The sequence below is a fragment of the Microbacterium sp. Ld4 genome, from assembly GCF_045066555.1.
Taxonomy (GTDB): domain Bacteria; phylum Actinomycetota; class Actinomycetes; order Actinomycetales; family Microbacteriaceae; genus Microbacterium.
Window position 1 is genome coordinate 306,220 of record NZ_JBISHE010000009.1, and the last position, 25,534, is coordinate 331,753.

Sequence of the window (25,534 nt, forward strand, 5' to 3'; positions counted from 1 at the left end):
CCTTCCACGGGCGCAGATCGCGCCGCCTGCGATCCTACCCGGCCGGGTTGCGGAGTCAGCCGAGACACTGCGGGCCGAGCAGACCTTTCAACTCGCCGTAGAGATCGACGGTGACTTTCACTTGCGCCGGAACTTCGAACACCTTCGCCGTACCGCCTCGGTGGAGCTTGAGGGTCACCTCGGTCGACCCCGGATGCCGGTCGAGAACCGCTGCCAGCTGCCCGATCGTCGTCTCGGTCGCCCGCTGCTCGGGAACGACGAGCACGAGAGGACCGGCGGCGTCGACCGCGCCCAGATCGGGCGTGAATGCGGCCTGACCATGGAGGTTGCGGCCGTCGTCGCGCTGCGAGACCCGACCCCGGACCACCAGGATCGCGTCGGACACGAGCATCGACTGGTACTCGGTGTAGGTCTTCCCCATGAACATCACGGTGACCTCGCCGTCGAAATCCTCGACGGTGATCATGCCGTAGGGGTTGCCGCTCTGCTTGGCCACCCGGTGCTGCACACTCGTGACGAGTCCCGCGATGATGACCTGGTCGCCGTCGTTGATGTCCTCGGACACGAGCAGGTCGTGGATCGAGGTGGAGGCGTGCTTCGCCAGGGGGATTTCGAGACCCGCGAGCGGATGGTCGGAGACGTAGAGGCCAAGCATCTCGCGCTCGAATGCGAGCTTGTCCTTCTTGGTCCACTCGGGGCGCTCGGGCACACGGGCGACCTGATGGGGCTCGTCGTCGCCCCAGAGGCTGTCGAAGTCGAAGCCCACCTCGCCGTTCGCCTCGCGACGCTTGTCGAGCACGGCCTGCTCGGTCGCGTCCTCGTGGATCTCCATCAGTGCGCGCCTCGTCGACCCGAGGGAGTCGAAGGCGCCCGCCTTGATGAGGGACTCGACCGTGCGCTTGTTCGCGACGTGGGCGGGGACGCGCGACAGGAAGTCGTGGAACGTCGTGTACTTCCCGTCGGCGCGAGCGGTCACGATGCCGTCGACGACGTTGGTGCCGACGTTTCGCACCGCTCCGAGCCCGAAGCGGATGTCCTCCCCGACGGCGGCGAAGTACCGGATGGATTCGCTGACGTCGGGAGGGAGGACCTGGATGCCCATGCGGCGGCACTCATTGAGGTACACCGCGAGCTTGTCCTTCGCATCGCCGACGCTCGTCAGGAGCGCGGCCATGTACTCCGCGGGATAGTGCGCCTTCAAGTACGCCGTCCAGTACGACACGAGGCCGTAGGCAGCCGAGTGCGCCTTGTTGAAGGCGTAGTCGGAGAAGGGCAGCAGGATGTCCCAGAGCGACTTGATCGCCGCCTCGCCGAAACCCCGGTCCTTCATTCCCCCGGAGAAGCCCTCGTACTGCTTGTCGAGCTCGGACTTCTTCTTCTTGCCCATCGCGCGGCGGAGGATGTCGGCCTGTCCGAGCGAGAATCCGGCGACCTTCTGAGCGATCGCCATGACCTGCTCCTGATAGATGATCAGGCCGTAGGTCGTGTCGAGGATGTCGCGCAGCGGCTCCTCGAGCTCGGGATGGATCGGGGTGATCGGCTGCAGGCCGTTCTTGCGGAGCGCGTAGTTCGTGTGCGAGTTCGCACCCATCGGACCCGGGCGGTACAGCGCGATGACGGCCGAGATGTCTTCGAAGTTGTCGGGCTTCATCAGGCGCAGCAGCGACCGCATCGGTCCGCCGTCGAGCTGGAAGACGCCGAGGGTGTCACCCCGGGTGAGGAGGTCGTACGCGGGGCGATCGTCGAGGGCGAGTTTGTCGAGATCGAGCTCCTCGCCGCGGTTGGATCGGATGTTATCGAGCGCGTCCGAGATGATCGTCAGGTTGCGCAGCCCGAGGAAGTCCATCTTGATCAGGCCGAGGGTCTCGCACGACGGGTAGTCGAACTGCGTGACGATCTGACCGTCCTGCTCGCGACGCATGATCGGGATGATGTCGAGCAGCGGCTCGGAGGACATGATCACGCCGGCCGCGTGCACCCCCCACTGGCGCTTCAGACCCTCGAGCCCGATCGCGCGGTCGAAGACGGTCTTCGCGTCGGGGTCGGTGTCGACGAGCGAGCGGAACTCGCTGGCCTCCTTGTACCGGGGGTGCTTCGGGTCGAACATGCCCCCGAGCTCCATGTCCTTGCCCATGACGGGCGGCGGCATCGCCTTGGTGAGCCGCTCCCCCATCGAGAACGGGAAGCCGAGGACGCGACCGGCATCCTTCAGGGCCTGCTTCGACTTGATGGTGCCGTAGGTGACGATCTGAGCCACACGCTCGGAGCCGTACTTCTCGGTCACGTAGTCGATGACCTCGCCGCGGCGACGATCGTCGAAGTCGACGTCGAAGTCGGGCATGGACACGCGGTCGGGGTTGAGGAAGCGCTCGAAGATGAGGCCGTGCTCGAGGGGGTCGAGATCGGTGATCCGCATCGCGTAGGCGACCATCGAGCCGGCACCCGAGCCGCGGCCGGGCCCGACGCGGATGCCGTGGTCCTTCGCCCAGTTGATGAAGTCGGCGACGACGAGGAAGTACCCCGGGAAGCCCATCTGCAGGATGATTCCGGTCTCGTACTCCGCCTGCTTGCGCACGCGATCGGGGATGCCGCCCGGGTAGCGGAACTGGAGGCCGTTCTCGACCTCTTTGATCAGCCAGCTGTCCTCGGTCTCGCCGTCGGGCACGGGGAAGCGCGGCATGTAGTTCGCCGACTCGTTGAACTCGACCTCGCAGCGTTCCGCGATGAGCAACGTGTTGTCGCACGCCTCGGGGTGGTCCCGGAAGAGCTGGCGCATCTCCTGCGCGGTCTTGATGTAGTAGCCGTCGCCGTCGAACTTGAAGCGGCCCGGATCATCGAGCGTGGAACCGGACTGCACACAGAGCAGCGCCTCGTGCGCGTCTGCCTCGTGCTGATGCGTGTAGTGCGAGTCGTTCGTGGCGACGAGAGGAATGGAGAGATCCTTGGACAACCGGATGAGGTCGGTCATGACTCGGCGCTCGATCGAGAGCCCGTGGTCCATGATTTCGGCGAAGTAGTTCTCCTTGCCGAAGATGTCCTGGAATTCGGCCGCCGCGGCCCGGGCGGCGTCGTACTGGCCGAGCCGGAGACGCGTCTGGACCTCGCCCGAGGGGCATCCGGTCGTCGCGATCAGGCCCTTGCCGTACGTCTGAAGCAGCTCGCGGTCCATGCGCGGCTTGAAGTAGTACCCCTCCATGCTCGAGCGCGAGCTGAGACGGAAGAGGTTGTGCATCCCCTCGGTGCTCTGGCTCCACATCGTCATGTGGGTGTACGCGCCCGAGCCTGAGACGTCATCACTCTTCTGATCGGGCGAGCCCCACGTCACGCGCGACTTGTCGCTGCGGTGGGTGCCGGGGGTGACGTACGCCTCGAGGCCGATGATCGGCTTGACCCCAGCCGACTTCGCCGCGCGGTAGAACTCGAACGCCGCGAAGGTGTTGCCGTGATCGGTGACGGCGATCGCCGGCATCCCGTAATCGGCGGCGGCCTGCGTCATCGCGCCGATCTTGGCCGCACCGTCGAGCATCGAGTACTCGCTGTGCACGTGCAGATGAACGAAGGAGTCTGATGCCACCCGACGAGTCTACGAGCAGCGCCCGACCCTGCGGCCGAGCCCCCGGCATCCGCATAGGCTGGCGCAATGGCCACCCCGGAATTCGTCCTCGCCCTGCGCGAGAAGATCGGCACCGCTCCCCTGCCCCTCGTCGGCGTCACGGCGATCGTCTTCAAAGACGAGAAGGTCCTGATCGGTCGGCGCGCCGACAACGGCTCGTGGCAGCCGGTGTCGGGGATCGTCGACCCCGGCGAGGAGCCGGCGGACGCCGCCGCTCGGGAATGCCTCGAGGAGGCGGGGGTGAAAGTCAAGGTCACCCGCCTTGCGCACGTTCAGCAGGTGCCCCGGATCGTCTACGCGAACGGCGACGAGGTCGACTACCTCGATCTCGTCTTCCGCTGCGAGTGGGTCTCGGGCGAGCCGCACCCGGCCGACGGTGAGCTGACCGAGGTCGGCTGGTACGGGCTGGGCGAGCTCGTCGACGTCGACCAGACCCACGTCAGGAAGATCGCTCTGGCGCTCGCCGAGGACGATCCCGCCTCCTTCACCGGCGGCCGCTGAGAGCGGTCAGGCGTCGCCGCGGAGGATCTCCAGGGCGGCGGCGAGATCGGGTGCGTACGGCGATCGGAAGGTGACGAGGTCGCCCGTGGCCGGGTGCGCGAACGACAGTTCGTGCGCGTGCAGCCACTGCCGGGTGAGCCCCAGTCGTTGGGCGACCGTCGGATCGGCGCCGTAGAGCGGATCTCCGACGCAGGGATGCCGGTGCGCGGCCATGTGCACGCGGATCTGATGGGTGCGCCCCGTCTCGAGGTGCACCTCGAGGAGCGACGCCCCCGGGAACGCCTCCAGCGTCTCGTAGTGCGTGACGGAATCTTTGCCGGTCGGCGTGACGGCGAACTTCCACGAGTGGTTCGGGTGACGTCCGATCGGCGCGTCGATCGTGCCGACGAGCGGGTCGGGGTGCCCCTGGACGACCGTGTGATACACCTTGTCGACCTCGCGCTCCTTGAACGCGCGCTTCAGCGCGGTGTACGCGCGCTCGGTCTTCGCGACCACCATGAGCCCGCTCGTGCCGACGTCGAGGCGGTGCACCACGCCCTGCCGCTCCGGGGCGCCGGACGTGGCGACGCGGAAACCGGCAGCCACGAGCGCACCGACGACGGTCGGACCCTCCCACCCCAGCGACGGGTGGGCCGCGACACCGGTCGGCTTGTCGACCACGACGATCTCGTCGTCGTCGTGGACGATGCCGAGATCGGGCACGGCGATCGGAACGATCTCGGGGCCGCGCTTGTCCTCCCAGCTGACCTCGAGCCAGCCTCCGCCGACGAGCTTGTCCGACTTGCCGAGGGTGCGCCCGTCGAGCACGGCGCCGCCGGCCTCGGCGACGTCGGCGGCGAAGGTGCGGGAGAAGCCCAGCAGCTTGGCCAACGCCGCATCCACGCGGACGCCGTCGAGCCCGTCGGGTACGGGGAACGTGCGGGAGGGCATGTCAGGCCGCCGCGTCGGCGGATTCCTCCGCCGGTTCGCTGTGCTCGCGAGTGCCGTCGAAGCGGATGCCGAAGAGGACCAGCACCGCAACCGAGATCATCATGGTGACGATGAAGATGTCGGCGATGTTGTAGATGGCCGACGGGAACCACAGCCACATCCACGGCGTGTGGATGAAATCGACGACGTGGCCGACGAGGAAACCGGGATCCCGAAGAAGCCGGTCGGTCAGGTTGCCGAGGATGCCCCCGAGCAGGAGCCCGAGCACGATCGCCCAGGCTCTCGACCTGACCCGGAGGACGCCGAGGACGACGACCGTGATCGCCGCGGCCGCGAGCACGAGGGTGAACACCCACGTGACCCCTTCGCCGAGGGAGAACGCCGCGCCGGGGTTTCGCGTCAGGTACAGCTGGAAGAAGTCGCCCAGCACTGGCACGGCCTGCTGGAACGGCAGGTCGCGAAGGGCCAGGTACTTGGTGAACTGATCAGCGGCCAGCACCAGCACCGCGAGGATCGCGATGGTGGTGCCGGCCGCTGCAGCGCGCACTGGCGTCCGCGGAGCGGACGTTCGGCTCGACAAGATCTGTGGCGTCAGGACGCGGAGATCGGCGTCGCGCCCGAGGTGCCGGCGACATCGAGGTCGCGGAGCTTCTCCTCGATGAACCCACGCAGCTGGATGCGGTAGTCCCGCTCGAACTGACGGAGCTCGCTGATGCGACCCTCGAGGGTGCCGCGCTCGTTCTCGAGGCGGGTCATCTCGTCGCGGGCCTTGTTGCGGGCCTCGCTGAGGATGGCGTCGGCCTCGGCCTGAGCCTCGGAGACGAGCTTCTCCTTCTGCGCCTTGCCCTCGGCGACGTGCTCATCGTGCAGGCGCTGAGCCAGCTCGATGATGCCGGCGGAGGCGGCGGCGGGAGCCACGGCGGGCTCGCTGGGAGCCTCGACCTGGGCGGGAGCGTCAGCGGGAACGTCGTCGACGACGTCGGCAACGGGGGCCTCGTCCTCGGCAGGCTCGGAGACGGGGGCAGCTGCGGGAGTCTCACCGGACTCGTACGCGGCGAGCTTCGCCTTCAGCTCTTCGTTCTCCGCGATGGTCTTGCGCCACTCGACGACGATCTCGTCGAGGAAGTCATCGACCTCGTCCGGGTCGAAGCCCTCTTTGAAGCGAACCTTCTCGAACTGCTTGGTGACGACGTCTTCAGGAGTCACAGGCATGGATCTTTCCTCTTTCATGGCTCTAGAGGCGGGCCGGTCATCGACTGACCCGCAAGTCGCGAGCCGTACCCCGCCAGCATAGTCCGACGCCGTTGCGGGCGCGACGAGCAGCGGGGCAGACCCGACGGTGGATCACAGTCGGCTGAGCACCTGCGTGATGGACAGCAGCACGAAGCACGTCAGCATCGTGGCGGGATATCCCAGGTCGAGCGCGACGGGCCCCAAGCGGAGCGGGGGGAGAATGCGGCGGAAGAAACGCAACGGCGGATCGGTGACGGTGAAGACCACCTCTGCGAGCACGAGACCGAAGCCTCGCGGACGCCATTCCCGATTGAACATCGGAATGTACTCGAGGATCAGACGCGCCAGGAGGAACAGCACATAGATCAGGAGCAGCGCGTTGAGGATTCCGGCGATGAAGCCGACGATCTGCACGACGTCAGTGGGTGAACGGAGCGGAGTCGGCGTCGCCCTGAGCGATCGCCCCCTCGCCCGAGACAGCGACGTTCTCCGGCGACAGCAGGAAGACCTTGCTCGTCACGCGCTCGATGCGCCCGTAGAGGCCCAGCGACAGGCCGCTCGCGAAGTCGATGAGGCGCCGCGCGTCGGCGTCGCTCATCTGCGAGAGGTTGATGATGATCGGGATGCCGTCGCGGAAGTTCTCGGCGATGGACTGCGCGTCACGGTACTGCTTGGGGTGCACGGTGACGATCTCGCTGATCGCGGACGGTGCGACCTGGCGGACCACGGCGGGGCGGTGGATCGGCGTCACGGGAGCGGTCTTGTTCTCGACCTGCTTCTCGCGGCGCGGAGCCGGCTCCTCGTAGACCTCTTCCTCATCGGCGAGGCCCAGGTACACCATGGTCTTCTTCAGCGGGTTCGACATCGCGCATCCTCCGTTTGCTCGTCTAGGACGAGGCTATCCGTGCACGGGCCGAGGGCCCGTGATTGCCGAACCGATCCGCAGGTGTGTCGCACCTGCGGCGATCGCTTCGACGAAATCGCCGGTCATTCCGGCGGAAATCCAATCGGCATCCGGCACGATGCCGGTGACGGTGTCCGAGAAGCGGGCAAGCCGCGCGAACGCGGATGCCGGGGCCTCATCGAGGGGAGCCACGCCCATCACTCCCCGCAGCCGCAACGACGGGCAGGATGCCGCGACGTGCTCCGCCAACGCGGGGAGGTCCGCCTCTGCGACTCCGCCCCGGCCGGCGTCGTCGGTGAGGTTGATCTGCAGCAAGACGTCGAGGGGATCCTCGTCACCCTCCGGCCGAGCCGCGTGGAGAGCGTCGGCGAGACGTATGCGATCGACCGAATGGACGGCGTCCGCGGCTGCCCGGATGGCGCGAGCCTTGTTGGTCTGCGCCTGCCCGATGAAATGCCACCTCACCGGGATGCCGGGCCCGGCGTCCTTCTTCGCGGTGAGCTCCTGCTGACGGTTCTCGCCGACGTCGCGCACACCGAGGGAGGCCAGCTCCTCGACGAGGTCGAGGGGGTGGAACTTGGTCACGACGATGCGCGTCAGCGCAGACGGATCACGGCCCGCCGACCGAGCGGCATCCGAGATGCGCGCATCGATGTCGGCGAGCCGCGATCGCAGGTCCACAGGGTGCCGCGGATTACTTCAGGAAATCGGGGATGTCGAGGTCGTCGTCGCCGAACGCCGAGTCGTACTCGGTGTTCGAGGACGGCGCCGAGACGGACACCGATTCGCGCGGAGCGGCCGACTCGGCCGCAGCGAGGTCGCGGGCGACGGTGTCTGCGGGCAGCGGCGGCAGCACCGGGGCGCTCGCAGGACGCGACGCTGTGATCGGCTCGACCTTCTTCTCGGGCTCGCCGCCGTCGAAGCCGGCGGCGATCACCGTCACGCGCACCTCGTCGCCGAGGGTGTCGTCGATGACCGTACCGAAGATGATGTTCGCCTCGGGGTGTGCGGCTTCCTTGACGAGCTGAGCGGCGTCGTTGATCTCGAAGATGCCGAGGTTCGAGCCACCCTGGATCGAGAGCAGCACACCGTGCGCACCCTCGATGGAGGCCTCGAGGAGGGGGGATTCGACCGCGAGCTCCGCGGCCTTGATCGCACGGTCCGCGCCGCGGGCGGAACCGATGCCCATGAGCGCCGAGCCCGCGCCCTGCATGACCGATTTGACGTCGGCGAAGTCGAGGTTGATGAGACCCGGGGTCGTGATGAGGTCGGTGATGCCCTGGACACCGGCCAGGAGGACCTGGTCGGCCGTGGCGAAGGCCTCGATCATCGAGATGCCGCGGTCGCTGATCTCCAGGAGGCGGTCGTTCGGCACCACGATGAGGGTGTCGACCTCTTCCTTGAGCTTCGCCACGCCGGTCTCGGCCTGGGTCTGGCGGCGACGCCCCTCGAAGGAGAACGGCTTCGTGACCACACCGATGGTGAGCGCGCCGATGGACTTGGCGATGCGCGCGACGACGGGAGCGCCACCGGTGCCGGTGCCGCCGCCCTCGCCCGCCGTGACGAAGACCATGTCGGCACCCGCGAGAGCCTCTTCGATCTCCTCCGCGTGGTCCTCGGCAGCGCGACGGCCCACCTCGGGATCGGCGCCGGCGCCGAGTCCGCGAGTGAGCTCGCGGCCCACGTCGAGCTTTATGTCGGCGTCGCTCATGAGCAGCGCCTGGGCATCGGTGTTGACGGCGATGAACTCGACGCCGCGCAGGCCGAGCTCGATCATGCGGTTGACGGCGTTGACACCGCCACCACCCACGCCAACGACCTTGATGACTGCAAGGTAGTTCTGGTTCTGGCTCACGCCGGCCTCCGTATCGTCCGCACCCTGGGGTAAACCTTCAACCTCAACCAGAGGTTTAAAGAATTGCCCGGTATGCAATTCCTGATTCCGAACGTAGGCGCGCGTCGGCGACACTCCCCCAAGGCGGCGGGCGTGTCGTGACAATCGAATGAGAAGTCAGCGGATGACAGCTGCGTCGGTCGACGAGATGTCGTACATCTCGACGTCCTCGGGAGGGCTCGCGATCATCGCGGCGCGGAGCACGGCGGCCTTCTCCACGGGGTTGTCGGTGCCGCCCCAGAGGACGTCGGCGCCGTCGATCGAGAGCGTGACGTCGTTGGGCGTCGTGGCCGACATCGCCGTCACCCGGGCGCGCAGATCGTCCGGGAGCGAGCGGTAGACGGAGCCGGCGGCGAGGAACGCCCGCGATCCGGCACCGCCGTCGATCTCGAGGGTCGGGAACCCCTTCGGCGCGTCCTTCGTGGTCGAGAGAGCGACACCGGCCGCGTCGACGAGCGTGTGTCCTGCTTTCGACGACAGCGAGCCGATCGGTGTGCGCTCGACGATCCTCACGATCAGCTCCTGGGGCGGGCGCGCCTCGAGCGAGTACGTCTCGACCAGCGGGAAGCCGACCAGGGCCTCTTTGACCGCGCTCGAGTCGACGAGGGCCAACGGTGTCCCGCGCTGACTCGAGAGCGCATCCGCGACGGCATCGGGGTCGAGGCGGTCAGTGCCGACCACCGTGATGCGATCAACCGCGAACAGCGGACTGTAGGCGAGACCCACCGCCCCGAGCGCGACGGCGAGGACCGCCCCGACGGAGATGAGGAGAGCATTGCGTCGACGGCGTTGGCGCGCCGTGAAGCGACGTACCTCGCGGCGGAGGGCCCGCCGGCGGGCTCGGGCGGCGGCCCAGACGTCGCGGATGCCGATCGCGCGCTCCTCGGCCCGATCAGCCGATCTCGCATCGCCGGTCTCGTCGGCCGCGGGAGGGGCCTCGGCGGGCGGGGCTCCGGCATCCGTTCGGAGGTAGGCCGCGAACGAGGCGTGCGACGCGTTCGCCTCCTCGAGGGGATCGAGCGGGACGGTCTCGTCGGCTGCGGTGGAGCGGACGGACGAGGCGGGAGGCTTCTCCGCCTCTCGTGGAGCCGCCGGCGTCGGTCTCGGCGCGCGCGGCGGAGCCCCACCGGGCGTCGACGGCAGCGGAGACGGCCGTCGCATCGTCAGTCCTCCGTGCCCAGCGAATCGAGGACCTGCGGGATGATCCGGTACACATCGCCGCAGCCGAGGGTGATGACGTAGTCGCCCGGCCGTGCGACAGATGCGGTGTAATCGGCCGCCTGCTGCCAGTCGGCCACGAAGTGCACGTGCTCGGGGTCGGCGAACGCGCCGCTGACGAGCTCGCCCGTCACGCCCGGGACGGGGTCCTCCCGGGCACCGTAGACGTCGAGCACGACCGTGTGGTCGGCGAACGTCTCGAGCACGTCAGCGAACTCCCGGTACATCGCCTGGGTCCGCGAATAGGTGTGGGGCTGGTGGAGCGCGATGATCCGCCCCTCACCCACGACGGTGCGAGCGGCGGACAACGCTGCGGCGACCTCGGTCGGGTGATGCGCGTAATCGTCGTAGACGCTGACCCCCGAGCGGATGCCGTGCAGCTCGAACCGCCGGACGGTGCCACCGAACTCCTCGACGGCGCGCAGAGCGGCCTCGAGGTCGTAGCCGAGCGTCACGAGGACGGCCACGGCCCCCGCGGCGTTGATCGCGTTGTGGGCGCCCGGCACGGCCAGCCGGCCCGAGGCCGACACCCCGTCGTGGTGAAGCGTGAACGACACCGGGCCTTCGGTGACGATGTCGGTGACGCGGAGATCGGCCGATGCCGACTCGCCGAAGCTGACCACGCGTCGATGGGTCAGCGAGGTTGCGACGGCGCGTGCGCCCGGATCGTCGGCCGAGATGACCACGGCCTCGCGAGCGGCATCCGCGAACCGCACGAAGCCGTCGTAGAAGGCCTCACGGGAGCCCCAGTGGTCGAGGTGATCGGGGTCGACGTTCGTGATGAGGGCGACGGCGGTGTCGTAGAGCAGGAATGAGCCGTCGGACTCGTCGGCCTCGATCACGACGAGGTCGTCGGAGCCCGTTCCGCTCGAGACGCCGAGCGAGGCGATGACGCCGCCGTTGACGAAGGTGGGGTCGGCGCCTGCCGCGCGGAGCGCCGTGACGATCATCCCCGTGGAGGTCGTCTTGCCGTGCGCGCCGGCGACACTCACCAGCCGGCGTCCGCCGACCAGCCAGTGCAGCGCCTGCGACCGGTGCAGGACAGGCACACCGCGGTCGACCGCGAGGAGGTACTCCGGGTTCTCGGGCCAGATCGCACCGGTGAAGATGACCGCGTCGACGTCGTCGGGCAGGTTCTCGGCCGCATGGCCCTCGTGCACGGCGGCGCCTCGGGCGGCGAGGCCGCGCATGGCCGCGCTGTCGGATCGGTCGGACCCCGACACGCGGATGCCGCGGTCGAGGAACATTCCGGCGAGTCCCGACATCCCGGAACCGCCGATCCCGATGAAGTGGGCGGCGGTGATGTCCGCGGGGATCGGGAGCGTGAGATCGGGTCGAATCATGGCGCACCAAGTCTAGATCGGCGCGGTCACCCCGTCGCCGAGGCGCGCTGTCGCGTCGCCCGTCAGCGCTGGAGGGCGCGGTCGATCAAACGCAGCACGTTGTCGCTGCCGGAACGGGTTCCGACATGCGACGCCGCCGAACGCATGCGCGCGAGGGCGGCGTCGTCACGCAGCAGCGGCACGACGTCGGTGCGCACGCGCTCCGAGGTGAAGGCCGCGTCGTCGATGAGCACCGCCGCGCCCGCCCGGATGGCGGACGCCGCGTTGAGGGCCTGTTCGCCGTTGCCGACCGCGTAGGGCACGTAGACGGCGGGGATGCCGAGCGCGCTGATCTCGCTGACGGTGGCCGCGCCCGAGCGGGAGACGATCGCATCGGCCAGAGCGAACGCGAGGTCCATCCGGTCGATGTAGGGCACCACGCGATACGAGGGATCACGGGGGTCGACCAGGTCGTTGCGCTCGCCCACGGCGTGGAGGATCTGCCAGCCCGCCTCGACGGCAGCGGGCCACGCGCCGGCGAACGCCTCATTGATGCGGCGGGCCCCGAGCGACCCGCCGAACACGAGCAGAACGGGTCGAGATCCGTCCAGCCCGAACGCCTCAGCGGCCTCGGCGCGCAGCGCATCCCGATCGAGCGACATGATCTCGGGGCGGAGCGGCATCCCGACGACCTCCGCACCACGGAGCGGGGTTCCTTCGAACGCCACACCGGATGCCGCCGCTCCCCGTGCGCCGAGGATGTTGGCCAGGCCCGGCTTCGCGTTGGCCTCGTGGACCACGTACGGCACCCGGGCGCGGCGCGCGGCGACATAGGCCGGTGCGGAGGCGTACCCGCCGAACCCGACCACGACGTCGACTCCGCGGCCGCGGAGGTGGGCGCGGACCTGCGACACGGCCCGGCTGAACCGCTTCGGAAAGCGGAGCGCCGCAGCGTCAGGCCGCCGAGGGAACGGGACCTTGTCGACGAAGAGCAGCTCGTAGCCGCGCAGCGGCACCAGCCGGGCTTCGAGCCCTTCCCGGGTGCCGAGGACGAGGACGGTCGACTCCGGGTCGCGGGCGATGATCGCGTCCGCGACGGCGAGCAGAGGGTTCACGTGGCCTGCGGTCCCGCCGCCGGCCAGAAGGTACGTCGTCACCGGAAAAGCCTAACGGCGCGGCGCGACGGCGACGGGCTGTGAGCTCGGCAGGGTGCGGGCGAAGGCGAGGAGCACACCGCACGCCATCAGCACGGATACGAGCGACGTTCCACCCTGAGACATGAACGGCAGGGGCACGCCGAGCACCGGGAAGACGCGGAGGACGACGCCGATGTTGATGAGAGCCTGACCGACGATCCACACCGTGATGCCACCGGCGGCGATCCGGATGAACGGGTCGTGGGTCTTGCGGATCACGTGGAAGGCGCCGATCGCGAACAGGGTGAACAGGGCGAGGACCACGACGCAGCCGATGAGCCCGAGCTCCTCCCCCACGATCGCGAAGATGTAGTCGTGGGATGCCGCAGGCAGCCACGCGTACTTCTCCCGCGAGTTGCCGAGTCCGAGGCCGAAGACGCCACCGCTGGCGAGCCCCCAGATGCCGTGCAGGGGCTGGTAGCACGAGGTGAGGTAGTCGTCGATGCAGTTCGGGTTCAGGAAGCTCGCGATTCGCGCCATGCGGTTGGGGCTCGAGATCGCCAGGTAAGCGACGATGACCACCGCGAGGATCACGGGGATGATGAACAGCCGCAGCTTGACGCCGGAGAAGAAGAGGGCCCCCAGCAGGATGAGCACCAGCACCATGGCCGTTCCCAGGTCCTTGCCCGCGACGACGGAGCCGATGACCATCGCCGACACCGGAACCACGGGAATGAACACGTGGCGCCACAGACCGAGCAGGGTCTGCTTCCGGTAGAGGACGTAGCCGAGCCACAGGGCGAACGCCAGCTTCAGGAACTCCGATGGCTGTGCTTGGACCCCGGCGATCGAAATCCAGTTGCGGTTCCCGTCGAACTCGTAGCCGAGGCCCGTGAAGACGAGGAGTTGGAATGCCTGCGCCGCTCCGAGCGCGATCCAAGCGATCCGCTTCCAGAACGCCACCGGGAGCCGGCTGAAGACGAACATCAGCGGAACACCGAGGACGGCGAACATTCCCTGTCTCATGACGGTCTGGAAGGGACCCCCCTCGCCCGATGTCGCCATGGTCGCCGACAACACCATCACGAGTCCGAAGATCGTGAGGATCAGTGCCGTCGACGCGATGAGGAGGAACTCGCTCGGAACCGGCGTGAACGCCCGGCCGAGGTTCACCCGAGCGGTGAATCCCCTGCCCGGGTCAGCGGGGTCCGTCGGAAGCGGACGGTCGGTCGTCGAGGTCACCGGCATCCCTCCCGATTCGTTCCTGCACGGCGTCGGCGAACCGACGGCCACGATCGGAGTACGAGTCGAACTGATCGAACGATGCCGCTGCCGGAGCGAGGAGGACCACGTCTCCGTCACGGGCGACGCTCGCTGCAAGGGCGACGACCTCGGTCATGACGTCCTCAGTCTGAGTGTGATCGACCTCGAACACCGGCACCGTCGGCGCGTGTCGTGCGAACGCCGCCATGATCTCGGTGCGCTCGATGCCGATGACGACGGCCGCCTTGACCGACCCGCCCCGCGCTTTCACCAGATCGGTGATGTCGACGCCTTTGAGGAGTCCCCCCACGATCCAGACGGCGCCGGGGTAGGCGGCCAGGGATGAGGCGGCGGCATGCGGGTTGGTGGCCTTGGAGTCGTCGACCCAGGTGACCCCGCCCGCAGCTCCGACGACCTCGATGCGATGCGATGCCAGGCGGAAGTCGCGGAGCGCATCGCGGATCGCCGCCGGTGCGACGTCGAAAGACCGCGCGATGGCGGCGGCGGCAAGGATGTTCGCGACGATGTGGGGGGCTGCGAGTCCGGATGCCGACAGGTCGTCGATCGTGGTCAGCTCGAGCGCGTTGGTTCGGCGTTCCTCGAGGAACGCACGGTCGACCACGATGCCGTCGACGATGCCGAGGTCGCTGGGGCCGGGCACGCCGAGGTCGAAGCCGATGGCGCGGCAGCCTTCGATGACTTCGGCGTCCTCGACCATTTCGCGCGTCGCGATGTCGCTCTTGTTGTAGACGCAGGCGACGCGGGTGCGGTTGTAGACGACGGCTTTGGCGTCCCGGTAGGCGTCGAAAGACCCGTGCCACTGGAGGTGATCCTCGGCGAGGTTGAGGCACACGCTGGCGTGCGGCGACACCTGGTCGGCGCCGGCCTGCAGCCCGAGGTACCAGAGCTGGTGACTCGAGACCTCGACCACGAGCACGTCGAAACCGGCGGGGTCGCGGACGGCATCGAGGACGGGCACGCCGATGTTGCCGCACGGCGCGGCGCGGAGGCCCCCCGCGACGAGCATGGTGGCGGTCAGCTGTGTCGTCGTCGTCTTGCCGTTGGTCCCGGTGATGAGCACCCAGTCGGCCGGCGTTCCGTCGGCGCGGGGCACCTTGTCCCTGACGCGCCAGGCGAGCTCGATGTCGCCCCAAACCGCGACCCCTCGCTCTCGCGCCCACGACACGACCGGGTGATGAGGGGCGAAGCCGGGCGAGGCGATGACGACGTCCGGAGCGAACGCGACGAGGGCCGGAGGGACGACGTCGAGAGGGCCCTGCCAGAGGTCGGCGCCGATGACGGGGAGGAGCCTGCCGTACTCATCGGACGTCTCCTCGGTCACGACGAGCACTTCCGCGCCGAGCTCGGCGAGGGTGTCGGCGACGGAGAACCCGGTCATCGACAGACCGAGCACGGCGACGCGGAGCCCCGACCAGTCGGAATGCCAGGAGGTGAGAGAGTCGATCGGAGCACTCATACGGCGGCCAGCCATCCGACGTAGAACAGACTGACGCCGAAGATCGCGAGGATGCCGGCGATCAGCCACATGCGGACCACGATGGTGATCTCGGGCCACCCGCGCATCTCGAGGTGATGGTGGAAGGGACTCATGAGGAACAACCGTTTGCCGCCGGTGGCCTTGAAGTAATACCGCTGCAGGATGACGGATGCCGGAGCGATGATGAAGACACCGGCGATGATGACCGCGAGGATCTGCGTGCGGCTCAGCACTGCCATCGCGACGATGACGCCGCCGATCGCCATCGACCCGACATCGCCCATGAAGATCTTCGCCTTCGGGGCGTTCCACCAGAGGAAGCCGATGAGAGCGCCGACGAACGAGGCGCCGACGATCGTGAGGCCCATCGGGTCGCGGGTGTCGTAGCAGGCGGCCGTGTAGTCGGCGACGAGAGCGGTGGAGTGGCAGCGCTGCTGGAGCTGCCAGAACGTCACGAGGCTGTAGGCCGAGATCGTGAAGATGCCGGCGCCGGTCGCGAGACCGTCGAGCCCGTCGGTGAGGTTCGACGCGTTGGACCACGCGACCGACATGAACGAGATCCAGGCGAGGTAGAGAATCCAGCCCGCGATCGCGCCGAGCGCCATGAAGGAGAGTGTGGGGATGTCGCGGAAGAAGGAGATGTACGGCGACCCGGGGGTCTCGCCGTAGGCGTTCGGGAAGTTGAGCGCCATGATGCCGAAAGGCACAGCCACCGCCACCTGACCGACGATCTTCCGCCACCCCGACAAGCCGAGACTCCGCTGCTGACGGACCTTCATGTAGTCGTCGATGAACCCGACGACACCGAAGCCCACCAGCATCCAGAGCACGAGAAGACCCGAGACCGTGGGCGCGGTGCCGCCGGTCAGCGTCCCGGCGAAGTAGCCGACGATCGTGCCGAGGATGAAGACGATCCCGCCCATGGTGGGCGTGCCGCGCTTGGCGTGATGACTCGGGTTGTGCGCGTCTTCCGGCGTGCGGATGACCTGACCCCAGCCGATCTTCTGGAACAGACGGATGAACAGGGGGGTCAGCAGCAGGGTGAACGACAACGAGATCGTCGAAGCTACAAGCAGTGATCTCACGAGAACGATTCTCCCAGACGATCGCCGAGGAACCGGAGCCCGGCGGAGTTGGACGACTTCACCAGGACGCGGTCGCCGTCTCTGAGCTCTGTCTGAAGGTAGGTGAAGGCCTCGTCGGCGGTCTCGAAGAAGACGGCCTCGCCGTCCCACGACCCTTCGCTGATCGCGGCGAGGTAAAGGCGTCGGGCGGCGGTGCCGACGACCACGATGCGCTCGTACCGGAGGCGAACGGCCTGGAGCCCGATCCGGTCGTGCTCCTCACCGGCCTGCTCACCGAGCTCGCTCATAGCGCCGAGCACAGCGACTTTGCGCTGGCCGGGCGTCGTGATCTGGGCCACGGTCCGAAGGGCGGCCGCCATCGAGTCGGGACTCGCGTTGTAGGCGTCGTTGATGATGCGGACGCGGTCGGAGCCGAGCGGCTGCATTCGCCAGCGTTCGGCGATCTCGACCGTCTCGAGGCGCGCGACGGCGTCTGCGGGGTCGACACCGAGCACTTCGGCGATCGCGACCGCCGCGAGGGCGTTCATCACGTGGTGCTCACCCAGCACCTGGAGCCGCAGCGGCATCCGGCGCTCCCCGATCACGACGGTGGACACGGTGCCGGATGCCGTCACCTCGACGTCCTCGGCGCGGACGTCGGCCTGCGCGGAACGACCGAACCAGCGGACCGCGACGCCGCGCGCCGCAGCGGCATCCGCCATCGCCGAGACGCGCGGATCATCGGCGTTGAGCACGGCGACGCCACCGGCGCGCGTCGCTTCGACGAGCTCCTGCTTGGCCTTCTGCGTCGCCTCGACTCCGCCGAAGCCACCCGCGTGGGCGAGACCGACCATGAGCACAGCCCCGACGTCGGGCTCGATGAGACCGGCGAGCTCGGCGATGCGGCCGGGACGTGACGCGCCCAGCTCGCTCACGAGGAAGCGGGTCTCCTCGGTCACCCGGAGCATCGTGACCGGCGCGCCCACCTCGTTGTTGAACGAGGCTCGAGGAGCGACCGTCTCGCCCTCCTCCTGAAGAACGCGGGCGAGCAGATTCTTGGTCGTGGTCTTGCCGTTGGAGCCGGTGATGCCGACGACGCGGAGTCGTCCGCCTTCCCGGACCCGGGCGACCACGACTCGGGCCAGCGACGCGAGCGCGGCGACGACATCGGAGACGACGACCTGCGACACGGCTGCCGGCACGATGCGTTCGACGACGGCGAGCCGGGCGCCCCCCTCGACGGCTGCGCCGACGAACAGGTGCCCATCGGTCACGTCACCGGGCTTGGCGACGAAGACCGATCCGGGCGTCATCTCACGGGAGTCGGTGTCGACAACACCGTCCACGACCGTGTCGACGGTGTCGGAGTCGTGGAGGTGGAGGGTGCCGCCGATGGCATGGGTCACCTCGGCAAGCGTCATCCGGATCATTCGGGTGTTCTCCTCGTGCGCTCGGTCGGGTCAGCCGTTGACGGGCAGGAGCGGGGTCTCCGATCCGGACGGCGTGACACGGTAGTGCGTGAGCACCTGCGTCATCGCCTTCGTGAACACCGAGCGGTTGGCCGAGGACATGCGCTGCTTCTTGGGCTCGTCGAAGACCGTCAGGACAACATACTGCGGATCATCCGCCGGGGCGTAGCCGACGAGGGACGTGAAGTAGAGGTTCGGCTTGTACCCGCCCTTGCCGTCCGACACCTGCGCGGTGCCGGTCTTGCCGGCCATGCGGTAGCCCGGGATCGCGATGTCCTCCGCGAGAGTCCCCTGGGCGAAGACGTTCTCGAGCATTTGCGACACCTCGTCGGCGGTCTTCTTCTCGATGACGCGTTCGGGCTCGGGGAGATCGGGCGTGATCACGGTGCCGTCGGCCTTGGTGCAGGACTCCACGAGCGTCGCGGGCATCTTCACGCCGTCGTTCGCAAAGGTCTGGTAGACGTTCGCGACCTGTGCGGCCGTGACGGTGAACGCCTGACCGAACGTCGTCGTGTACAGCGTCTGGCTGTCCCACTGGTCGGCGGGGTGCAGCGTGGTGGCGGGCTCGCCCGGCCAGGCGAGACCGGAGGGCTGGCCGACCCCGAACTTCTCCAGGTAGTCGTGGCGCACCTGCGGATCGACCATCTCGCCGAACTGCGACATCGCGACGTTGGAAGAGGTGACGAGCCCTCCCGTGAGGGTCAGGTTCTCGGTCGCGTGGTTCTCGGAATCGTTGACGACGGCGCCGTTCGGGAAGACCATGCGGTCCGGCACAGTCACGGTGGTGCCGGGCGTGACGCCGGCCTGCTCGATCGCGGTGGCCGCGGTGACGGGCTTGAACGTGGAGCCGGGCTCGTAGGAGTACCGGAGCAGACGAGAGCCGCGATCCTCGGGCTCGCTGGCGCCCGGATCGTTGGGGTCCACCGTCGGGGTCTCCGCCATCGCGCGGATCTTGCCGGTCGCGGTCTCCATCACGATGATGCCGCCCCAGTCCGCCTTGTACCGGTCGGTCTCTTCGGCGATGAGCTGCTGCATGTACCACTGCAGATCGGCGTCGATCGTGAGTTTCAGGGTGCCGCCGTTGACGGCGGGCTCCTCGATGGCGGTGCCGGGGATGATGACGCCGTCGGCGCCGCGCTGGTAGCTGATGCTGCCGGCTGCACCGGACAGGCACGAGTTCTGGACCTCTTCGAACCCCTCGAGAGGCTTTCCGTCGCTCCCCACGAAGCCGAGCAGGTTTCCCGCGACGGCGCCGTTCGGGTAGGCCCGCGACGGGTGGTCCTCGAACTGCACGAACGGATACGCGAGGTCGGCGAGGGCCCGGAACTGCGCGGTGGAGAGGTATCGCCCCAGGTACTCGAACTGATCCTTGGGATCGAGCGCATTCGCATCGGAGACGATGGCCCGGACCTCATCGACGTCCCTGTCGAGGATCTTCGCGATCGGAGGGGCCAGCTCGTCCCACGTCATCCGGACGACCTTCTTCTGCGCGTCGAGGATGATCTTGCCTTCCTCGTCGCGAGCCGGCAGGCCCTTGACCGCGAGCGACGGGTCGATCGCGGCGTCGTAGAGGATGGTGCTCGTCGCGAGCGGGGTGCCCTCGGCATCCACGATGTCGCCACGGACGGCAGAGAGCTCCGTGGTCTTCGACATGCCCTTGCTGCGGGCGTCGCTGACATGCTGGTCGGCATTGACGACCTGGATGTCGACGAGCCGGATGACGAAGGCGGTGAGGACGACGAGGACGACGGCGAGAGCGACCACCGTTCGACGTCGCGGGCTTCGGGTTGCGCGTGTCGTCATGTCTTTCAGTGTGTGGTCGGGGTGGGAAGTCCGTCGGTGATCGCCGGGGGTGTCGGCGTATCCAGCAGGAGCTTCTCATCGACGGACACGCTCGATTCGAGGCTGGCCTCGGGGTCCGTGACCAGCGGCACACCGCTGACGAGCGCGTTGTCGACGGCGGCGCGCGACAGGGCCTGGACGCTCGAGCGATCCGGCGCGCCCTTGCCCTCGCCGAGGGTGGAGCCGTCGCTGAGCTTCAGGTAGTTGGGGTCTCCCCCGGCGACGAGGCCGAGGGCCGAGGCGTTCGCGGCGAGGAACTGCGGCGAGCTGAGGCCGTCGACCTGTTCCTGGAGGATCTGCTTGTCCCACGTCGCCTGCCGTTGCTGCGAGGTCAGGGTCTGGACCTCGTAGGCACCCTGCGTCGTCGCGATCGACAGCGCCATCTGAGCGGCGCCGATCGACAGCGCACCGGCCAGCGCGATCACGCCGAAGATGAGCTTGGGACGGCGGCGGGGAAGACCCGCCGGCACAGCCCGCAGCCGGCGGTCGCGTCCCTGTCCGGGTCGCTCGGCAGGCTGTGCAGCGATCAGCATGTCCAGGGCTGGAGCGCTCATGTCGCCTCCCTCACACGTTCGGCCGCACGCAGACGCACCGAGGCGGCGCGGGGGTTGCGGAGTTTCTCTTCATCGGACGCCACTTCGGCACCCCTCACGAGGAGTCGGAATTTGGCGGCGTGCTCGACCGGTTCGATCGGGAGCCCTGCCGGAGCCGTCGACGACGTGGCGTCGGCGAGAACACGCTTGACCAGTCGGTCTTCGAGCGACTGGTACGACATCACGACGATCCGACCGCCGACGGGCAGGACGGCGAGGGCCTCGGGGAGAGCCGTCTCGAGCACGGCGAGTTCGCGGTTGACCTCGATGCGGAGAGCCTGGAAGACACGCTTCGCAGGGTGACCGCTGCGCTCGCGCTGCACCGCCATGGGCGTTGCGGCGATGAGCACCTCGACGAGCTGAGCCGACCGCAGGAGCGGCTTCTGCTGCCTGGCCGCGATGATCGCGCGAGCGTAGCGTCCGGCGAGCTTCTCCTCGCCGTACCGCTCGAAGATGCGGCGCAGATCGCCCTCGCCGTAGGTGGCGACGATCTCGGCAGCGGTGACCTCGGCGGTCTGATCCATGCGCATGTCGAGGGGCGCGTCCTGCGAGTAGGCGAACCCTCGCTCGGCCTCGTCGAGCTGGAAGGACGAGACCCCCAGATCGAACAGGATGCCGTCGACCTTCCGGCGACCGGTCGACCTGATGGCGTCGCCGATCCCGTCGTAGACGGTGTGCACGAGGGACACACGGTCGCCGAAGCGCGCAAGTCGCTCCCCCGCGATACGGAGGGCGTCGGTGTCGCGGTCGAGTCCGATGAGCGAGACATTCGGAAAGCGCTCGAGGAGCGCCTCGGAGTGACCGCCCATGCCCTCGGTCGCATCGACGACGACGGCGTCGTCGCGCTGGAGCGCGGGAGCGAGCAGCTCGACGCAGCGGTCGAGCAGGACGGGGGTGTGGATGTCGTCGAGAGCCATGATGAACGGGGATCCGTTCCCTCGACCCTGATCCCCATCCGCTTCGACCTGGCGCCGGGGAAGTGCGTCAGGGCGAGCGGCTGGGAGTCACAGTCGAGGGTCAGAAGAGTCCCGGAATCACCTCCTGCTCCATGTCGGAGTAGACGTCCTCGTTACTGTCCGAGTAGGCGTTCCACGCCTCCGCGTTCCAGATCTCGGCGTGCGCGCCGACGCCCGTGACGATGAGTTCGCGACCGAGATCGGCGTAGGTGCGGAGGTGGGGAGGGATCGTGATCCGGCTCTGGGAATCGGGCTTCTCCGCGCTCGCTCCGGAGAGGAACATGCGCTGGAAGTCGCGGGCCTGCTTGTTCGTCAGCGGGGCTTCGCGGATCCGCTCGTAGACGCGCTCGAACTCGGCGGAGCTGAAGACGTAGAGGCACCGCTCCTGACCTCGGGTGATGACGACGCCGGAGCCGAGATCGTCCCGGAACTTCGCCGGGAGGATGACGCGACCTTTGTCGTCGAGTTTGGGGGTGTGCGTGCCCAGCAACATGTCTGGTCGCCCCCCTTCGTTCGGCCCACTCAGGTGAGCGCCACTTTACTCCACTTCCCTCCACTTTACGAGCACAAGCTGGGCGAACGCCGCCCGCGTCCTCCCCCCGCCGTCGCGCCCGCGAGAACGCGAAGACGGCCGTCGACGAATCGACCGCGGAAAAGCAGGCCGTTAACGCAAAAAAGCACCGACCCGGAGGTCGGTGCTCATCTGGTGGAGGGCGGTGGAGGAAAATCCTCAGCGATCGTCGTTGCGCTTGTCCCACCGGTCGTTGATGCGATCCATGAACGAAGACGATGAACGGGCGGGAGCCGGCTTCCGGCTTCCGGTGGACTCCGTCCGAGCGGTCGCGGCCGATCCGCGGGTCGGAGTGAACGCGAGCACGACTCCACCGACCATGATCACGAAGGCCACGACGCCGATGACGATCAACGACGACGCGACGCCGACGACGAGACCAGCGATGCCCAGCAGGACGATGATCGAGCCGTAGACGATGTTCCGGTAGCTGAGGGTGTTGGCTCCGCGGTCGGCGCTCACCACATCGGCGTCGTTGCGCATGAGATGGCGTTCCATCTCGTCCAGCAGACGCTGCTCCTGCTCTGACAGCGGCATGCATCCCCCTCGGTTCGGTCTCTCAAGTGTACGCGTCCGCGTGATCACTAGGCTAGGCCCGTGTCCTCCCTTGATTCTCCGATCGCGACCGTTTCCCAGCGAGTCGAGAGGTTCCTGGAGGAGCAGCGAACCCTCGTCGCCGACCTCGGTGCGGAGGCGTCCGCCCTCGTCGAATCGGGAGGTGTCGCCGTCACGGGCGGCAAGCGCCTTCGTGCCCGGTTCCTTCTCGCAGGATGGCGCGCCACCGCGACCGCGGACGGCAAAGTCCCTGCCGAGCTGCCCCCCGCCGCCGTCGCCGCGGCCGCCGCCCTCGAGATCTTCCACGCCGCGGCTCTCGTACACGACGACATCATCGACAACTCCGACACCCGGCGTGGACAGCCCGCGGCGCACCGCGCATGGGAAGGCCGGCACCGCGCGGCATCCTGGGCAGGCGACGCCTCGTCGTTCGGCCGTTCCGCCGCCGTCCTACTCGGAGACCTACTCGTCGCGTGGAGTGACGACCTGCTCGAGGAAGGCCTCGAAGCGGGCATCGAGCCCAGGATCGCCGCGGCGGCTCGACGGGAGTATGCCCGCATGCGTCGCGAGGTGACGATCGGGCAGTTCCTCGACGTCGCCGAGGAATCGGCGCACGTCGCCGTACCCGACGACGCTCATGCCGAGAGAGCCCTTCGGATCGCCTCGCTGAAGTCCGCGCGATACAGCGTGCAGCACCCCCTCCTGCTCGGTGCGACCCTCGCAGACGCCTCCGCTCAGCAATACGGCTCGCTGAGCGATTTCGGGCACCCGATCGGACTCGCCTTCCAACTCAGGGACGACGTCCTCGGCGTCTTCGGCGACAGTGCGGAAACCGGCAAGCCGGTCGGAGACGACCTCCGAGAGGGCAAACGCACTCTTCTGATCGCCTACACCCGCGAACGGCTCGCGACCGGCGCACGCCGCGTGTTCGACGAGCTGATCGGCGACTCCGAGCTCACCGCAGACCAGGTCGCATCGCTCCAGCAGACGATCACCGACACCGGCGCCCTGCTGCGGGTGGAGGAGCACATTTCCACCTGGGCGGCCGAGGCCGATCGGGCGCTCCGCGGCGCACCCCTCGGCAACGCCGCCGTCGGCGACCTCCGCGACCTCGCACGGGCGGCCACGGTTCGACGCGCCTGAGCGGCGCTGCCGGATCGCGCCGTTCCCGTCAGGCGAGAGTCTGCGCGACGCGACGGACTTCCGCCTTGCGTCCCGCACGAAGGGCTTCGATGGGGGCGACGCCGATCTGGTCCTCGTAAGCCAGTAGCCAGTCGATCACCTCGTCGTCCGAGAATCCGGCATCCTTCAGCACGATCGCCGTGCCGCGGAGGGAGGGGATCGGAGCCTCGTCGATGAAGAAGACGGAGGGCACGCGCGGCGAACCGAGTCGACGGGAGGCGACCAACTGATGCTCGTCGAGCATGCGGCGCACTCGTCCGAGCGGCTCGCCTGTCAGCTCGACGATCTCGGGAAGGCTCAGCCAGTCGGTGGGGAAGGGCGTGTCTGTGGTCACGTACCTACTATTCCACCCCGCGTTTCGGTCTGCGTCAGCCGCTCGTTCCGAATATCCCGACACCTCACGGGCCTCTCCTGTCACACCCTTCACAGGAGTCGACATCAGTTGACACCGGTATTCATCCGTGACAGCGTGTGGCGGGAATGCCGACTGGGGTCGGATGCTTCTGGGGATCACACGAAGGAACACCTGTGCGACGAAACGACGCGACCCCTGCCCTGACGGGCGCCCTGACCGCGCCCGTGATCATCGGGTCCATCGCCCTCTCCCTGGCCTCCCCCGTCACCCCTGCCGTCGCCTCGGAACGCTCCGACTCCTCCCCTGTCAGGGCAGACGCTCCCGAGCGGACGGAGACTCCTCCCGAAGAGGTCGTCGTCGGCATCCCCGCCGCCTCGTCGCACATCCGCACCTACACGGTTGCCTACGGCGACACGATCAGCGCGATCGCCGCGCGCCATGGACTTCGGACAGCCGACGTGCTCGTCTGGAACGACCTCTCGTGGCGCTCCGTGATCCACCCGGGCGATGTGCTCCGCCTCGGCAGCACCCCGTCACAGCCCGCCGCGGCGAAGAAGGCCGAACGGCCTCGTGCGGCGGCGTACACCGTCCGCGCGGGCGACACCCTCTGGTCGATCGCCGCTCGCCACGACATCACCGTTGCGGACCTCGCGGCGGCGAACGACCTCGGCGCTTCCACGGTCATCCACCCGGGGCAGAAGCTGTCGGTCACCGGCGCTCTTCGCGCCGAGCGGTCGGCAGTGCAGACACCCTCCCCTGCGCCGTCGCCCGCCGCGGGCGCGACGACGCACACCGTGAGCGCCGGAGACACGCTGTGGGCCATCGCCGCCCGCCACGACGTCGGCGTGACCCGGCTGCTGGCCGCGAACGGCCTCGACGCGTCGTCCATCATCTATCCCGGTCAGATCCTGCGGGTCCCCGGTGCTGCGGCGGCTCCCGCTGCGGCGGCCGCCGGCCGCGAGGTGGCACCCGCGGACGTCGTGCTCGACGCCGAGCAGATCGCCAATGCCCGGACGATCATCGACGTGGGGCGCAGCCGCGGGGTCTCCGACAAGGGGATCGCGGTCGCACTGTCGACGGCGATGGTCGAATCGTGGATCCGCAACCTCGACTGGGGCGATCGCGACTCGCTCGGACTGTTCCAGCAGCGCCCGAGCACCGGCTGGGGAACGCCGGACCAGGTCCGCGATCCGCGGCGCGCGGCCGCGGCGTTCTTCGGCGGCGCGAGCGACCCTAACGGCACCGACACCCGAGGACTCCTCGACATCTCCGGATGGGAGTCGATGGCCTTCGCTGATGCCGCGCAGGCCGTGCAGATCTCCGCCCACCCCGATCGCTACGGCCTGTGGGAGACGCACGCCTACCGGTGGCTAGAACAGTACGGGTGAGGCGCGATTGCCCCCCTCGAGCGGTGAGCCGCTCCGGAGTCTCACGG

General features: G+C 68.3%; 24 protein-coding genes. 3 read left to right on the forward strand and 21 right to left on the reverse strand.

The features are described 5' to 3' along the window. Positions 1-55 precede the first annotated feature (55 nt). Positions 56-3,574: a DNA polymerase III subunit alpha gene (gene dnaE, locus ACJJV7_RS05545; RefSeq protein WP_405372671.1), complete on the reverse strand. Its 3,519-nt coding sequence runs from the start codon at positions 3,572-3,574 to the stop codon at positions 56-58. A gap of 66 nt (positions 3,575-3,640) precedes the next feature. Between dnaE and ACJJV7_RS05550 the strand changes: the two genes are divergently transcribed. After that, positions 3,641-4,114 (forward strand): NUDIX hydrolase, encoded by a 474-nt coding sequence (locus ACJJV7_RS05550; protein WP_405372670.1) that lies wholly within the window; start codon positions 3,641-3,643, stop codon positions 4,112-4,114. A gap of 6 nt (positions 4,115-4,120) precedes the next feature. Here ACJJV7_RS05550 and ACJJV7_RS05555 read toward each other — a convergent pair whose 3' ends face one another. From ACJJV7_RS05555 to ACJJV7_RS05645, 19 genes are all read right to left on the reverse strand, one after another. Then, a complete protein-coding gene (locus ACJJV7_RS05555) occupies positions 4,121-5,044 on the reverse strand; it encodes an RluA family pseudouridine synthase (RefSeq protein ID WP_405372669.1) in 924 nt (307 codons plus the stop codon). Between the two features lies 1 nt (position 5,045). After that, positions 5,046-5,591, reverse strand: coding sequence for a signal peptidase II (gene lspA, locus ACJJV7_RS05560; protein WP_405372668.1), 546 nt, complete (start codon positions 5,589-5,591; stop codon positions 5,046-5,048). A 44-nt stretch (positions 5,592-5,635) separates the two neighbouring features. Further along, a complete protein-coding gene (locus tag ACJJV7_RS05565; RefSeq protein WP_405372667.1) occupies positions 5,636-6,256 on the reverse strand; it encodes a DivIVA domain-containing protein in 621 nt (206 codons plus the stop codon). Positions 6,257-6,388: 132 nt separating this feature from the next. Next, entirely contained in the window at positions 6,389-6,691 is a 303-nt protein-coding gene (locus ACJJV7_RS05570; protein WP_405372666.1) for a YggT family protein, read from the reverse strand. Positions 6,692-6,695: 4 nt separating this feature from the next. Beyond that, entirely contained in the window at positions 6,696-7,142 is a 447-nt protein-coding gene (locus ACJJV7_RS05575) for a cell division protein SepF (protein WP_405372665.1), read from the reverse strand. Between the two features lie 33 nt (positions 7,143-7,175). After that, positions 7,176-7,862: a YggS family pyridoxal phosphate-dependent enzyme gene (locus ACJJV7_RS05580; protein WP_405372664.1), complete on the reverse strand. Its 687-nt coding sequence runs from the start codon at positions 7,860-7,862 to the stop codon at positions 7,176-7,178. A 13-nt stretch (positions 7,863-7,875) separates the two neighbouring features. Beyond that, a complete protein-coding gene (ftsZ, locus tag ACJJV7_RS05585; RefSeq protein WP_405372663.1) occupies positions 7,876-9,036 on the reverse strand; it encodes a cell division protein FtsZ in 1,161 nt (386 codons plus the stop codon). A 156-nt stretch (positions 9,037-9,192) separates the two neighbouring features. After that, complete coding sequence (locus tag ACJJV7_RS05590; protein ID WP_405372662.1) at positions 9,193-10,236, reverse strand: FtsQ-type POTRA domain-containing protein; 1,044 nt, start codon at positions 10,234-10,236, stop codon at positions 9,193-9,195. A gap of 2 nt (positions 10,237-10,238) precedes the next feature. Further along, positions 10,239-11,636 carry a UDP-N-acetylmuramate--L-alanine ligase gene (gene murC / locus ACJJV7_RS05595; RefSeq protein ID WP_405372661.1) on the reverse strand — a complete coding sequence of 466 codons (1,398 nt, stop codon included), beginning with the start codon at positions 11,634-11,636 and terminating at the stop codon, positions 10,239-10,241. Between the two features lie 62 nt (positions 11,637-11,698). After that, entirely contained in the window at positions 11,699-12,772 is a 1,074-nt protein-coding gene (locus ACJJV7_RS05600) for a UDP-N-acetylglucosamine--N-acetylmuramyl-(pentapeptide) pyrophosphoryl-undecaprenol N-acetylglucosamine transferase (RefSeq protein WP_405372660.1), read from the reverse strand. A gap of 9 nt (positions 12,773-12,781) precedes the next feature. Continuing rightward, on the reverse strand, positions 12,782-13,999 hold the full coding sequence (gene ftsW, locus ACJJV7_RS05605; protein WP_405372659.1) for a putative lipid II flippase FtsW: 1,218 nt from the start codon (positions 13,997-13,999) through the stop codon (positions 12,782-12,784). Further along, positions 13,950-15,491, reverse strand: coding sequence for a UDP-N-acetylmuramoyl-L-alanine--D-glutamate ligase (murD, locus tag ACJJV7_RS05610; RefSeq protein WP_405372658.1), 1,542 nt, complete (start codon positions 15,489-15,491; stop codon positions 13,950-13,952). The genes ftsW and murD overlap by 50 nt, the downstream gene beginning before the upstream one ends. Further along, a complete protein-coding gene (mraY, locus tag ACJJV7_RS05615; RefSeq protein WP_405372657.1) occupies positions 15,488-16,597 on the reverse strand; it encodes a phospho-N-acetylmuramoyl-pentapeptide-transferase in 1,110 nt (369 codons plus the stop codon). The genes murD and mraY overlap by 4 nt, the downstream gene beginning before the upstream one ends. Beyond that, a complete protein-coding gene (gene murF / locus ACJJV7_RS05620) occupies positions 16,594-18,006 on the reverse strand; it encodes a UDP-N-acetylmuramoyl-tripeptide--D-alanyl-D-alanine ligase (protein WP_405372656.1) in 1,413 nt (470 codons plus the stop codon). Before murF ends, mraY begins: the two co-directional genes overlap by 4 nt. Positions 18,007-18,036: 30 nt before the next feature. Further along, complete coding sequence (locus tag ACJJV7_RS05625; RefSeq protein ID WP_405372655.1) at positions 18,037-19,848, reverse strand: peptidoglycan D,D-transpeptidase FtsI family protein; 1,812 nt, start codon at positions 19,846-19,848, stop codon at positions 18,037-18,039. Between the two features lie 5 nt (positions 19,849-19,853). Next, positions 19,854-20,441 (reverse strand): hypothetical protein, encoded by a 588-nt coding sequence (locus tag ACJJV7_RS05630; protein ID WP_405372654.1) that lies wholly within the window; start codon positions 20,439-20,441, stop codon positions 19,854-19,856. Next, entirely contained in the window at positions 20,438-21,397 is a 960-nt protein-coding gene (gene rsmH / locus ACJJV7_RS05635) for a 16S rRNA (cytosine(1402)-N(4))-methyltransferase RsmH (protein WP_405372653.1), read from the reverse strand. Before rsmH ends, ACJJV7_RS05630 begins: the two co-directional genes overlap by 4 nt. A 100-nt stretch (positions 21,398-21,497) precedes the next feature. Next, the gene (mraZ, locus tag ACJJV7_RS05640; RefSeq protein ID WP_405372652.1) at positions 21,498-21,929 is read right to left on the reverse strand and encodes a division/cell wall cluster transcriptional repressor MraZ; all 432 of its coding nucleotides are present in this window, start codon (positions 21,927-21,929) and stop codon (positions 21,498-21,500) included. 237 nt (positions 21,930-22,166) lie between these two features. Then, positions 22,167-22,544, reverse strand: a complete 378-nt coding sequence (locus ACJJV7_RS05645) for a DUF3040 domain-containing protein (protein ID WP_405372651.1) — start codon at positions 22,542-22,544, stop codon at positions 22,167-22,169. A gap of 60 nt (positions 22,545-22,604) precedes the next feature. Here ACJJV7_RS05645 and ACJJV7_RS05650 point away from each other — a divergent pair, with 60 nt between their 5' ends. Beyond that, positions 22,605-23,705 (forward strand): polyprenyl synthetase family protein, encoded by a 1,101-nt coding sequence (locus ACJJV7_RS05650; RefSeq protein ID WP_405372650.1) that lies wholly within the window; start codon positions 22,605-22,607, stop codon positions 23,703-23,705. 28 nt (positions 23,706-23,733) lie between these two features. On the opposite strand, the gene ACJJV7_RS05655 is transcribed toward ACJJV7_RS05650, so the two are convergent. Further along, positions 23,734-24,078 (reverse strand): Rv2175c family DNA-binding protein, encoded by a 345-nt coding sequence (locus tag ACJJV7_RS05655; RefSeq protein ID WP_405372649.1) that lies wholly within the window; start codon positions 24,076-24,078, stop codon positions 23,734-23,736. Positions 24,079-24,272: 194 nt separating this feature from the next. Here ACJJV7_RS05655 and ACJJV7_RS05660 point away from each other — a divergent pair, with 194 nt between their 5' ends. Further along, positions 24,273-25,487, forward strand: coding sequence for a LysM peptidoglycan-binding domain-containing protein (locus ACJJV7_RS05660; RefSeq protein WP_405372648.1), 1,215 nt, complete (start codon positions 24,273-24,275; stop codon positions 25,485-25,487). Positions 25,488-25,534: the final 47 nt, after the last annotated feature.

Coding starts and splice junctions, on each gene's coding strand:
- ACJJV7_RS05550 (WP_405372670.1), top strand. CDS start 3,641: ATGGCCACCCCGGAATTCGTCCTCGCCCTGCGCGAGAAGATCGGCACC.
- ACJJV7_RS05565 (WP_405372667.1), bottom strand. CDS start 6,256: ATGCCTGTGACTCCTGAAGACGTCGTCACCAAGCAGTTCGAGAAGGTT.
- ftsW (WP_405372659.1), bottom strand. CDS start 13,999: ATGCCGGTGACCTCGACGACCGACCGTCCGCTTCCGACGGACCCCGCT.
- ACJJV7_RS05590 (WP_405372662.1), bottom strand. CDS start 10,236: ATGCGACGGCCGTCTCCGCTGCCGTCGACGCCCGGTGGGGCTCCGCCG.
- murF (WP_405372656.1), bottom strand. CDS start 18,006: ATGATCCGGATGACGCTTGCCGAGGTGACCCATGCCATCGGCGGCACC.
- ACJJV7_RS05630 (WP_405372654.1), bottom strand. CDS start 20,441: ATGAGCGCTCCAGCCCTGGACATGCTGATCGCTGCACAGCCTGCCGAG.
- ACJJV7_RS05575 (WP_405372665.1), bottom strand. CDS start 7,142: ATGTCGAACCCGCTGAAGAAGACCATGGTGTACCTGGGCCTCGCCGAT.
- ACJJV7_RS05645 (WP_405372651.1), bottom strand. CDS start 22,544: ATGCCGCTGTCAGAGCAGGAGCAGCGTCTGCTGGACGAGATGGAACGC.
- mraZ (WP_405372652.1), bottom strand. CDS start 21,929: ATGTTGCTGGGCACGCACACCCCCAAACTCGACGACAAAGGTCGCGTC.
- murD (WP_405372658.1), bottom strand. CDS start 15,491: ATGAGTGCTCCGATCGACTCTCTCACCTCCTGGCATTCCGACTGGTCG.
- ACJJV7_RS05625 (WP_405372655.1), bottom strand. CDS start 19,848: ATGACGACACGCGCAACCCGAAGCCCGCGACGTCGAACGGTGGTCGCT.
- rsmH (WP_405372653.1), bottom strand. CDS start 21,397: ATGGCTCTCGACGACATCCACACCCCCGTCCTGCTCGACCGCTGCGTC.
- ACJJV7_RS05555 (WP_405372669.1), bottom strand. CDS start 5,044: ATGCCCTCCCGCACGTTCCCCGTACCCGACGGGCTCGACGGCGTCCGC.
- murC (WP_405372661.1), bottom strand. CDS start 11,636: ATGATTCGACCCGATCTCACGCTCCCGATCCCCGCGGACATCACCGCC.